The organism is Pseudomonas sp. (assembly GCF_030698175.1).
In the GTDB taxonomy this organism is placed as follows: Bacteria; Pseudomonadota; Gammaproteobacteria; order Pseudomonadales; family Pseudomonadaceae; genus Aquipseudomonas.
Genome location: NZ_JAUYNT010000035.1, coordinates 37,763 through 48,436, shown reverse-complemented (window position 1 = coordinate 48,436; position 10,674 = coordinate 37,763). Strand labels below are relative to the sequence as shown.

The 10,674-nt window shown below is 58.9% G+C and carries 18 protein-coding genes; 11 read left to right on the top strand and 7 right to left on the bottom strand.

Annotation, left to right across the window (positions count from 1 at the left end; all coding sequences use genetic code 11):
* Positions 1–6 precede the first annotated feature (6 nt).
* From Q8R10_RS18520 to Q8R10_RS20960, 6 genes are all read right to left on the bottom strand, one after another.
* Positions 7–495 (bottom strand): structural protein, encoded by a 489-nt coding sequence (locus Q8R10_RS18520; protein ID WP_305655393.1) that lies wholly within the window; start codon positions 493–495, stop codon positions 7–9.
* 108 nt (positions 496–603) lie between these two features.
* On the bottom strand, positions 604–1,131 hold the full coding sequence (locus Q8R10_RS18515; protein WP_305655392.1) for a hypothetical protein: 528 nt from the start codon (positions 1,129–1,131) through the stop codon (positions 604–606).
* Positions 1,112–1,309 (bottom strand): hypothetical protein, encoded by a 198-nt coding sequence (locus tag Q8R10_RS18510; RefSeq protein ID WP_305655391.1) that lies wholly within the window; start codon positions 1,307–1,309, stop codon positions 1,112–1,114. Before Q8R10_RS18510 ends, Q8R10_RS18515 begins: the two co-directional genes overlap by 20 nt.
* A gap of 79 nt (positions 1,310–1,388) precedes the next feature.
* Positions 1,389–1,697: a hypothetical protein gene (locus Q8R10_RS18505; protein ID WP_305655389.1), complete on the bottom strand. Its 309-nt coding sequence runs from the start codon at positions 1,695–1,697 to the stop codon at positions 1,389–1,391.
* Between the two features lie 18 nt (positions 1,698–1,715).
* Positions 1,716–2,381: a hypothetical protein gene (locus Q8R10_RS18500; RefSeq protein ID WP_305655388.1), complete on the bottom strand. Its 666-nt coding sequence runs from the start codon at positions 2,379–2,381 to the stop codon at positions 1,716–1,718.
* A 16-nt stretch (positions 2,382–2,397) separates the two neighbouring features.
* Complete coding sequence (locus tag Q8R10_RS20960; protein ID WP_371133368.1) at positions 2,398–2,982, bottom strand: helix-turn-helix domain-containing protein; 585 nt, start codon at positions 2,980–2,982, stop codon at positions 2,398–2,400.
* A gap of 120 nt (positions 2,983–3,102) precedes the next feature.
* Between Q8R10_RS20960 and Q8R10_RS18490 the strand changes: the two genes are divergently transcribed.
* Positions 3,103–3,333, top strand: a complete 231-nt coding sequence (locus Q8R10_RS18490) for a DNA-binding protein (protein ID WP_305655386.1) — start codon at positions 3,103–3,105, stop codon at positions 3,331–3,333.
* Positions 3,334–3,536: 203 nt separating this feature from the next.
* On the opposite strand, the gene Q8R10_RS18485 is transcribed toward Q8R10_RS18490, so the two are convergent.
* Positions 3,537–3,806, bottom strand: coding sequence for a hypothetical protein (locus Q8R10_RS18485; protein ID WP_305655385.1), 270 nt, complete (start codon positions 3,804–3,806; stop codon positions 3,537–3,539).
* 123 nt (positions 3,807–3,929) lie between these two features.
* Here Q8R10_RS18485 and Q8R10_RS18480 point away from each other — a divergent pair, with 123 nt between their 5' ends.
* From Q8R10_RS18480 to Q8R10_RS18435, 10 genes are all read left to right on the top strand, one after another.
* Complete coding sequence (locus Q8R10_RS18480) at positions 3,930–4,409, top strand: hypothetical protein (RefSeq protein WP_305655383.1); 480 nt, start codon at positions 3,930–3,932, stop codon at positions 4,407–4,409.
* Positions 4,406–4,708 carry a helix-turn-helix domain-containing protein gene (locus tag Q8R10_RS18475; protein ID WP_305655381.1) on the top strand — a complete coding sequence of 101 codons (303 nt, stop codon included), beginning with the start codon at positions 4,406–4,408 and terminating at the stop codon, positions 4,706–4,708. Before Q8R10_RS18480 ends, Q8R10_RS18475 begins: the two co-directional genes overlap by 4 nt.
* An 18-nt stretch (positions 4,709–4,726) precedes the next feature.
* On the top strand, positions 4,727–5,656 hold the full coding sequence (locus Q8R10_RS18470; protein ID WP_305655379.1) for a hypothetical protein: 930 nt from the start codon (positions 4,727–4,729) through the stop codon (positions 5,654–5,656).
* A 3-nt stretch (positions 5,657–5,659) separates the two neighbouring features.
* A complete protein-coding gene (locus tag Q8R10_RS18465) occupies positions 5,660–7,426 on the top strand; it encodes a DDE-type integrase/transposase/recombinase (protein ID WP_305655377.1) in 1,767 nt (588 codons plus the stop codon).
* Positions 7,426–8,604 carry an ExeA family protein gene (locus Q8R10_RS18460; protein ID WP_305655376.1) on the top strand — a complete coding sequence of 393 codons (1,179 nt, stop codon included), beginning with the start codon at positions 7,426–7,428 and terminating at the stop codon, positions 8,602–8,604. The genes Q8R10_RS18465 and Q8R10_RS18460 overlap by 1 nt, the downstream gene beginning before the upstream one ends.
* A 1-nt stretch (position 8,605) precedes the next feature.
* Entirely contained in the window at positions 8,606–8,923 is a 318-nt protein-coding gene (locus tag Q8R10_RS18455) for a hypothetical protein (RefSeq protein WP_305655375.1), read from the top strand.
* Positions 8,924–9,079: 156 nt separating this feature from the next.
* On the top strand, positions 9,080–9,703 hold the full coding sequence (locus Q8R10_RS18450; RefSeq protein WP_305655374.1) for a DUF3164 family protein: 624 nt from the start codon (positions 9,080–9,082) through the stop codon (positions 9,701–9,703).
* Between the two features lies 1 nt (position 9,704).
* Positions 9,705–10,148 (top strand): host nuclease inhibitor protein, encoded by a 444-nt coding sequence (locus Q8R10_RS18445; RefSeq protein ID WP_305655373.1) that lies wholly within the window; start codon positions 9,705–9,707, stop codon positions 10,146–10,148.
* Position 10,149: 1 nt separating this feature from the next.
* Positions 10,150–10,368 (top strand): hypothetical protein, encoded by a 219-nt coding sequence (locus Q8R10_RS18440; protein WP_305655372.1) that lies wholly within the window; start codon positions 10,150–10,152, stop codon positions 10,366–10,368.
* Complete coding sequence (locus Q8R10_RS18435; protein WP_305655371.1) at positions 10,368–10,637, top strand: hypothetical protein; 270 nt, start codon at positions 10,368–10,370, stop codon at positions 10,635–10,637. The genes Q8R10_RS18440 and Q8R10_RS18435 overlap by 1 nt, the downstream gene beginning before the upstream one ends.
* Positions 10,638–10,674 lie beyond the last annotated feature (37 nt).

Below are 10,674 nucleotides of genomic sequence, written 5' to 3'. Positions count from 1 at the left end.
TTGCAATTAACGGCCATGGCGCACCCCTGGCACGATGCCAGCGAGGGCCAAACCGTCAGCGATGATCGGTTCGCCATACCACTGGCCACCGGGTAGCGGGCCGAGGCCGTTCTCGTGACGGATGATGGCCAGCACCAGGGCGCGCATGGTGTCGTAGCGGTACACATCGACACTCTCATCGTCCGAGCCAATGCCCAGTGCACTGGCCGCCGCTTTGGCATAAGCGTTGGTGTCGTTTTCGACGGCGGGTGCCCAGCGTTCGATGAACTCGCGCACGCTATCGATACGGCTGCCATCGGCGGCGCGGCGTTTGTCCTGGTAGGTGATCAGTACACGCGCCAGGGCACGAATGCCCCAGCGCGGGCCGCTGAAAATGACGAAGCGTGGATCGCTAGTTTGATCATCGGCTTGCCCCTGCCAGCGCACGCCAGGAACGCGGTCGATGTTGCCAGGGTTGAAGTTGCGGATACCGCGAGGGGTTGAATCGAATCGCATGGCGCCTCCTGCAAAGGCGCCCGATTTAGATTTTCAGGCGCCAGAAATACACACGCCGCCATGATCGGCGGCGTGGTGCAGGAGCGCTTTTAATCGGGTTTAAAGAGATCAGTGGATGGCGTGTTCGCGGAAGTCGAACAGTTGGGCCACCAGCCGTTGAAACCAACCAATCTTGGCTAGTTCTTCTTTTTTGTACCCCTGGGCGCGCATGGTCTCGTTGTGGCACATGGCATTGAGTACATGCAGCACGGGCGGCTCTTCCGCTTCGATGCTCAGCCGGGTTTCGCTCACCTCGTGCAGACGTTTTTCGGACTCAGGTTCCAGCATGCGTTTTTCTAGCTCGACGAAGCGGCGCATGAAATCCGCATGGACGCGGGCACGTTGGGCACTGCCGATGACCAGGTTGATTGAGGCCAGCACGGTAACCAGCGCCGACGCCACTAGAGCCACTGCTTTGTAATCATTCTCCAGGATGCCGAAGATCGCTGCGGAGCCGAAGATCACCGAGAGCATGTTGGAAAACTGGTCGAGCCGGTCGAAGAACGCCCGGCGCCGCTGGTGATAGCGAATCGACCGGCGCACACCGAACAGCATGTGATGCCAGCGATCCGCAAGGTCAGTCGTCACTTCCCCCATTTTCGTTCCCTCTGTCTCGGCGTGGTGGTGGTGAAAGCGTATCAACCACATCATTCACGTTGCGACGTGGCCCTTCACCGAAGTCCGTATTCCGCTCGCGTGCATTGTCAAAGATATCTGAACGCTGGCGGCTATCATCCCGCCGTTCACCGCCATTGTCTTTACGATCTTTCGTCATTCCGTTGGTTCCTTCTTCATGAATTAGTTATTCGGGCAGCATACTGGGAGTCAGTTTTTACAGTCCCTCGATCTGGCAATCAGTTGGCGGGGCAGTTATCGGGGCGCATCCATGGCGGCATGTCGCAGTTTTCCACGCCTGGCTCTCCAGCCTTTGGCTCAGCCTCAGCCTTTGCCCACGGGGCGTTTTCGGGTGTGGCTTCGCCCCCGGCCTGCGCGACCTTCTTGGCCTCGTAAGCCGCTCGGTCAATATTGATAGCGGGTATCGCCTGGCAGGGTATCGGCTCACCTGTGGCCTGCACATACTCGCCACAGGGCACGCTGATTGTTTCGGCCTGAGCCGTAGCCACCAAGGCCAGTGCCATCAACCCCATTCCTAGTTTCTTCATCACTTCATTCCCTTCCAGTTAGATCCACAAGCCGCCGACAAGCAGCCCGAACAGAAACAAGCCCGCACAATTCCAGTGGTAGGTGATCAGGAATTCTCTCAACTCCATCTTAGGCACCGCTGCTGACACCGCAGGCGCGGACGGCCTGACCTCGAACTGCAAGATGAACTCCAGCGCCCTGGGCAATTCAGCGCGTTTCAACAGATTCAGTTGGGTACGACCGAAGTTCAGCTCGCAGAAGTTGCTCAGAGCGTGCCGTGCATCCTTTTCATCAGCCGCGCGCAGGATTTTGGAGACCAGGCGACTCCTATCGGCTTCCTCCTGCAAACGCTCAAGGCGTGCCTGGATAACGCCCTTGGCCTGGACAAACTGCGTAGCAGTTACCTCGTCCAGGCTGGTGACGCTGAGCTGGGTATGCACCTCCCTCCAAACATCACGCGGGTCATCACCTAGCTCTTCGCACTGGGCGCGCAACTGGTGCAGCTCTTTGCGTTGGGCTGGCAGCAAGGCACGCTCTTCCACCCGCTCACCGATAGTGAACTGAGTGCCGAAATTGATGTTGCCACTGTTGGCCTTGATCTTGATTCCGGCCTTGGAGGCCGGCTGCTCATCGAGGGTCTGACTACTGAGACCCTCAAACACTCTATCGGCCAGCTTGGCCAATTTTTCTTCTTCGCTATGCATCTCAGCTCCTGCTACTTCAGCGATTGACTACCAACTTCAAAATCCTTTCCACCTTGGGTTCGTCCAGGGCCGGCTCATCGGCCAGAACGTTGTAGACCTCGGCCGCAACGGCAACCAGCTTCTTGACCTGCCACTTACGACCGGCAAGGCGTGCGGCCGTTTCCAGCATTTCCACTATGCGCGAGAGGCGTTCGGGGTCGATGGGGGCAGTGCCCTCGGTGGTCAAATGTCTCGCCGGCGAGACATTTGATTTGCCAGCTACGCCTTCCAAGGCTTGCCCTGGCATAGCCCCAGCCGCTTTCAGCTCCCCGACCACCTGCCCCAGAGCAATTCCAGACTCTCGCAAGGCCTGACCAGAAAGGCTCATTTCGCGCACCACATCGCCGGGCATCGACAGGCCAGAGGGACGCTTGCCCGTGACGACATAAAGCACGTCCAAGCCGAGCTTTTCCCAAGCATCCAATGCAGTTGCATTAGGCGCAGCAGCTCCTTTCTCCCAGTTGATCTGGGCGTGCTTCGAAGCTCCTGCAACTGCTGCGAAGTCAGTTTGGTTAAGCCCTAACCGCTCTCTCTCAGCCTTAAGTCGAGCCCCAAGGTTCATAAATATCTACTCGCAGACTTGACTGGTAGAGTTTTATCTACCATCATCAATCACACACCAACTAGCACCGCCCCACGCGGATGCTAATTGGCAATTCTAACGCACACAGGAAGCCCTCCCATGAACGTTCCCTATCCGATGCCGACCAGCAAGCCCTACAGCGCCGATCAGGTGCGTGCCTTTTTTCTGGCTGCCGGCCAGCCCATCTCAACTTGGGCCGAGACCAACGGCTATACCCGCCACGACGTGTACTGCGTGCTAGGTGGCCAACGTAAGGCCACACGTGGCAAGTGCCACGAAATTGCCCTCAAGCTGGGCATGAAGCTTTCTGTCGCCCAACTGGCTGCCTGAGGCGCGCATGAACATTACCAATTTGTCACAGCCGCGTCGCTGCTGCTGGATGAAACAGCGCGCAGAAGAAGCCTTGCTCAGGGAAAGTACCCGCGCAAATGGTAAATGCCTGCTTACTGTTACCGAGGCTCAAGTGCTCCTGCGAGCAACAGGCCTTCATCCGTGCCGGCCACTCGATTCTGAGCCTCGCAAAGAGCTTGGCTTCACTCATCGAGCCCCGTTGATTGGTACCTATCCCTACTCTGACGCCTATCACGCGCTTCAGCCATCTGATCGATCAGGTACAGCATCGTCGTGTGTGCATGCGGCTCAAACGGAGCCCCTTGCCAGTTTGTTGCCAGCAGCGAGCGCTCCAGCGGCTCAGGCTCACTCAGCCCCTGTACCTCCAGCTGCGCAGCCAGTAACAACCAAGCATGAGCCAGCGCATGAATTTGCCCCTCATGTTTCAGCAGGCGTATTGCTTCCTCGTTCATCGGGTGACACCTCATGTCGGTGAATACACGCCAACAGCTTGAGCGTGGCGCAACGCTGTTGCCAATGAGCAAACCTGCTTTTTGTTTGGAACGCATGCCAGCCCATCAGCGGAGGGCCTTCCAGTGACCCCAGCACAATGGAAACGCACACAGCCCATCGCACTGCGCGACGCTCTCAAGCTTTGCCAGCATCACGCCAAAGAGCGCTTCAATTTCGGTATCGAGCGCATCGCTGCGCTGATGGGGCTGGATGATCACTGGACGCTCTACAAGTGGATCGCCAACGGCCGCATGCCAGCTGTGCTGATTCCAGCTTATGAGCAAGCCTGCGGCATCAACCTGGTCACCCGCTGGTTAGCAGGCAGCGGCGGCAAGCTACTGATTGACGTGCCCACCGGGCGCACCAGCAGTGCTCACGACATTCAGGCTTTGCAGGCCACCCTGCATGAAGCTGCCGGCCAGTTGATGGGGTTCTACTCGGACAACGTCGAGGCCAGCGCCACTCTAGCCGCCATCCAGGCCGGACTTGAAGAGCTGGCCTGGCACCGGGGCAACGTACAGCAACACGCCCAACCACAACTCGAACTGGGAGAAAGGCCGTGAGCCGCACTTTTACCTCCGCCGGCCGCGTGTTGCGGGCGCTCAAGGCGCTGAAGGGCAACTCCCTGCATGGCCTTTCCAACACCGAACTGGCCCAGCTGACCGGCGACAGTCCAAGCAACATCACCCGCGCGATGCAGACGCTGATAGATGAAGGCCTGGCGGTAAAGCTGGACACCGGACGCTTTGCCCCAGGCATGGCCCTACTGCAGATCGCCCAGGCACATGCCGAGGAGATGTCGCGCATGCAGGGCCGCATCAATGAAATCAACCAACGGGTGCTGGCAGGCACCCGCCACTAATAGAAGAAGGAACCGACCATGGGACGTACCGCAAGCAAGGAAGTGGCACCTATTGAACTGCAACCGCTGGATGGCGAGACGCTGCTGGCCACGCATAACCGCATGGTGGTGCTGCACACCGAGCAGGAAGCCTCAGTGCGTGCACTGGCCGTGCAGCTGGGCTACCAACTACCCGCCGACTGCACCGACCCAGATCTGATTCAGCGCGATATCGCCGCCAATATGCGCCGTAGCGTGGAGGCCTGCCTGGAAGTGGGCCGTGGGCTGAGCGTGCTCAAGGCTGCCTGCGAGCACGGGCAGTTCCTGCCGCGTCTGGAGGTACTCGGCATTGATCGAAAGGTCGCAGCCAAGTTCATGCAAACCGCCGCCAAGTTCGCCAGCCGCTCCACACCCATGCTCAAGACCATTGGCAGCCAGAGCAAGCTGTTCGAGATGCTGATCCTCGACGACGAACAGATCGACGAACTGGAGCTGAGCGGCCAGACCGGTGAACTGAGCCTTGATGACGTCGCCAGCATGTCGGTTAAAGAACTGCGCGCCGCCCTGCGCGAGACCCGCGACAGCTATAGCGCCCAGGGCGAAGTGATGGCGCGCAAGAACCACGAGCTGGATGAAACCCGCCAGACCCTAGAGAGAACCAAGCGTCAGGTACAGGGCATGAGCAGCGACGAGCGGGCCAAAGCCCTGCGCCAAGAAGTAGCGGCGCTGGCCTATGAGGCCGAGACGGACATCACCGGCAAGTTGCGCGAGGGCTTCAGCAAGCTGGCCGAGCATGCGGAGGAGCACGGTGTGGATCACCGCAGCTTTAAGGCCAGCTTGGTGCGCCAATTGGAAACCCTGCTGGCGGCCATTCGCAGTGAGTTCCACCTGCCTGAGGACATGGACGGCGCACCGGACTGGCTGACTGCCGATGTCGATGCGCTTCTCGGCGAGACGCAGGGAGCCTAAGCCATGAGCGCCGTGATTACTCAACGCCTCGTCGATCTGGACCGCCAGCTGCAATCCGCAGCCCGCGGACAGGGCACGACGCTGTGCAAAAGCACGGCGCAGGAGATGGGCATGTCCTTAGCCACGCTCTATCGCAAATTGAAAGAGGTGCGCGTGAGTGCTCCCCGTAAACGTCGCGCAGATGCAGGCCAGAGTGCGCTCAACCGTGAGGAGGCACTGATTATCAGCGCCGCCATCATGGAGTCGGCCAGACGCAATGAGAAACGCCTGTACGCACTGGGCGATGCCGTGGAAGCGCTGCGTGCCAGCAGCATGATTCGCGCCGAAGCGCTGGATAAAAAAACCGGAGAACTGCGCCCGTTGTCGCTCAGTGCGATCGCCAGAGGCCTATACAACTACCGTTTGCACCCGGACCAACTGTTGGCACCGGCACCGGTCACCGAGCTGGCCAGCCTGCACCCAAACCACGTTTGGCAGATCGATGCCTCGATATGCGTCCTTTATTACCTAAAGCCCGGTGCAGAAACCCGCGCCAATGGTCTTCGGGTAATGGACCAAGACGCGTTCTACAAGAACAAGCCGAAGAACCTGGCACGCATTGCGGCAGACCGGGTGTGGTCGTATGAAATCACCGATCACACCAGCGGCTGGATCTACCTGGAATATGTGATGGGTGCCGAATCTGGCGAGAACATGACCAGCGTGCTGATCAATGCCATGCAGGAGCGTGGTGGTGCTGATGTGCTGCACGGTAAGCCCTCCATTTTGATGATGGACCCAGGCTCCGCCAACACTGGTGGGCTGGCCAAGAATCTGTGTCGTTCACTGGGCATTCAGATGATTGTGCATGCGCCAGGTGCCGCTCGGGTAACCGGCCAGGTGGAGAACGCGCGAAACATCATTGAGCGCAAGTTCGAGGCTGGCCTGCGCTTTCAGCCAGTAGCCGATCTGGCAGAGCTGAACGCTATGGCCAAAAAGTGGCGCAGCCATTTCAACGCTACAGCGGTGCACTCGCGGTATGGCAAAAGCCGTACCTCCATGTGGTTAAGCGTGCGCCAGGAGCAACTGATCAAGGTGCCGAGCGTTGAGGTATGCCGCCAATTGGCGGTAGCCGAGCCAGAGAGCCGCAAGGTCAACAGCAAGCTGCGCGTCAGCTTCCTGGGCACCGAGTACGACGTTTCCGGCGTACCGGGAGTGATGGTTGGCGAAAAAGTGTTGGTTACTCGCAACCCGTGGCGAGACGACGACGCCCAGGTGGTGAGCGTCGATGCACAGGGGCACGAGGTGTATTACGTGGTGCCGGTGGTTGCCCGCAATGAGATGGGCTTCGACGTCACGGCTCCGGTAATCGGTGAAGCATTCAAGCGCCACGCGGAAACCCCGGCCCAGGTAGCACGCAAAGAGGCCGCCAAGCTGGCCATGGGCGTGGACACCCAGGAAGAGTTGGATGCGGCTCGCAAGGCCAAGGCCATCCCCTTTGGCGGCCAACTTAAGCCTTATCAGCATATCGACGACGCCCAGTTACCGACCTACCTGCCCAAGCGTGGCACGGAACTGGACGTCAATCTGCCGACCATCGAACTGCGGCCCCTGACCTATGTTGCCGCCGCCAAGTTGCTACGCGTCCGGGTACCGGCCTGGTCGGCAGAGTCTATGTCTTGGCTGAAATCCAATTACCCGAACGGTGTGCCTGAGGTCGATCTAGACGGCATCGCCGCAACCCTTAATAAGCCCGCGCGCCAAGCCCTGCGTGTGGTTGGAGGTGAATGATGCTGAAGCTAAAAAACACGCTAGCCGATCTCGATCAACGGCAAATCACGTTGGCCAAACATTTAGGGGTCAGCTCGGCCACGGTTTCCCTGTTGATCAACCACAAACAGTGGCCACGCACCATCGATCCAACAGATCTGCGCACGCGCGTTGAGGGATTCCTCAAGTTGTGCGGCGCTAACGATATTGCGGTGAATACCGCATTTGAAGAAGTGGAGCCTGAGCGCGCCAACGCCCAGGCCCCTGCAAACCCAACCAAAAAATCCAAATCCGACCAGGAGTGCGAACCTATGTTGCTACGTAAACAGGTGTTACTACCAGACACTAAACGTGCTTTCGGCATTTTCCGAGACCCGTTCGAGGATCTGCAGTGCGCTGAAGACATGTACGTCAGCCCGGATATTCGCTACATCCGCGAGTCCATGTATCAAGCTGCCAGGCATGATGGTTTCTTGGCCATCGTCGGAGAGTCCGGGGCAGGCAAAAGCACCTTACGCCGGGATTTGATCAACCGCCTGCGTGCTGAAGACGCACCGGTCATTGTGATTGAACCCTATGTACTGGCGATGGAAGATCGTGGCGACAAGGGCAAGGCTCTGAAAACGCCGCACATTGCTGAAGCCATTGTAGACACCATCACGCCCCTGGATCGGCCAAAGTCCAACCCTGAGGCTCGTTTTCGGCAGATGCACCGGGCGTTGAAAAATAGTTATGAAAGCGGCTATCGGCACGTGCTGATCATCGAAGAGGCTCATAGCCTGCCGATCGCGACCCTCAAGCATCTCAAGCGTCTGCGCGAACTGGAAACTGGTTTTACCAAGCTGCTCAGCATCATCCTGATCGGCCAACCTGAATTGAAAGTGAAGCTAAGCGAACGCAATGCCGAGGTGCGCGAGGTGGTGCAGCGTATTGAAGTGGCTGAGCTTCAGCCTGTAACGGCCGCCAGGCTCGATGATTTTTTAGCATTCCGCCTTGGACGGGCAGGCAAAAAGCTTGATGAAGTCATTAGCGCCAGCGGGATTGAGGCGCTGGCCGAGCGCCTAATCGCTACCAGCCGTGACCGCCAGCAAAGCCTGCTGTACCCACTTGCTATCGGCAACATGATGGTTGCCGCAATGAATCTGGCCGCTCGCGTCGGCGAGTCCCTTGTCACTAACGAAATTGTTCGGGAGGTGTGACATGCGTGCTGTCGATTCCCTGCCAATACCGGCCGGTCTGCCCAAACCGTTGCGAGTGCTCAACCAGTGCCTGAGCCAGAAGCTTGAACTGGCCAACGAAGTGACTCGTTTCCTGAAGCACTACAACTGCCATCTGCTGGCGGTGAACCTTGATGGCGCCCGACCTCTGTTGCGCGTCGAGCGTCTTGGCGGCCCGCTGCTGGCCGAGGTAGCACGCGGCGTGATGCTGCTGCGCCCGGCGCCCGGCGTGAGCTACTGCCGGGCCTACCTGCTCGGCTGTGAAGTCGAATGGCTGTGCCCGAGCGAGGTGTTGCACTGATGAGCACTGTCGATCGCATCAAATGCCGTCGCTGCAGCTGGGTCGGCATTCATGACGAACTACGTCGCGTCCCGCGCCTGAAAGAACCCAGCATCTCGGACAACGCCTGTCCTCGCTGCGGCTGCAAGACGTTCACCCCCATCGAGGAACCAAGTAATGGCTGATACCAACCAAACACCGGTACCGGTGGGCTACGTCCGTAATGCCCGTGGCGACTTCGTGCCTGAGTCCCGTGTACGTGAGCAGGACAAATTGCGTGATCAGGTCGCCCGTGACCTGTCCACCGAAGCGATCGCCCTGAATGCCGCGATGAAGCGCTTCAAGGAAAAGGCTTTGGGTGATATTGCCGACCTGGTCAGCATCGCCAGTGAACGCTACGGCGTGCAGCTGGGCGGCAAGAAGGGCAACGTCAGCATCATCACGTATGACGGAGAGTTCAAGGTTGTCCGCTCGTTCGCTGACCGGATCACCTTCACCGAAGAGATGCTGGCTGCAAAGGCCCTGGTGCTCGAGTGCGTTCAGTCCTGGACTGATGGCGCCAACGACCACCTGGTCTCGGTCGTGCAGCACTACCTAAGCCCCGGCCGCAACGGCCAGATACGCACTGCCGATGTGCTGGAAATGCTCCGCTGGGAGATCGACGACGACAACTGGAAACAGGCGATGCAGGCCGTGAAGGACTCGATTCTGATCTGCGGCACCGCCGTGTATGTCCGCGTCTATCAGCGGGACAGCAACGACCAGTACCAACAAATCACCCTTGACCTTGCGGCGGTGTGACATGAGCAATCAAAACGCAATAACCATCGATTCCCTCATGTCGCAGGCCAGCGTGTATGCCAGCGCCTGGTCCCTGGTAGGCGGTAAGTTCGACCAGGGCAATCAGCTGCAGGTCGCCGAGGAGGAGAAGGTTCGCCTGGAGGAGATGCTAGAAGACTTTCACGATCAGGCCGAAGCCAATGCCGAGCTGGGCAACTTGCAGGAGATCGCCGAGGGGCTGGTTGCCTGGCATCAGCAGCGGATCAAAAACATCAATACGATTCTGGATGCTCCTGCGGGTACCACCCTTCAATTAGGCAAAGATGACAGCGATCCTCTCGTCCTTGAGGGCGAACTGAGAAAGGGTTTTCGCTGCGGCTTGATTATCGCCAAAGAGTGGTTCGAGCCATTCCCTCTTTCGATTCAGAAGAGCGGAAACAAGTCTGACCTAGACGAGGAAGTGTGACATGGCGACCGTAGAGGTATCGGTAAAAATGGACGGTGACGGTTACGTCACCAGCACCGTGCGCGGCAAACGTGTCTCCTGCACGCATGACTACAAGTACGCCGTCGATCGACTGGCCGAGAAGCTGTTTCCCGGTCAAGCCACCACCATCGAGCGCCTGAACTGCACGCCCGTAGGGCGTCTGCACAGCAAATGGGCCATCACTGTGGAGGGCAACTGATGGAGCGTTATCACTCAGTAGCAGGCGACCCGCCGCGCCGTGACATGCAGTCCCAACTGGCTGCGAGTGCTCAACTCGAACAGCAGATCGCCCAGTTTCTGGCACGCGGCGGCAAGGTGCATGAAGTCGGCGCGCAGATGCGCGCCACGCCTGAGCCGTTCGTGATCAACCCCCGCACCACGCCGGTTTATAACCAGTTCGACGCCAACAAGCGTATGGCTGAAGCGCTGGTGACTTGCTTTGGCTCAATGGTAGGAGGTGCAAAGTGAGCGCTGCGCCTTCCAACCCAAACCGGCTCCGCCTGAT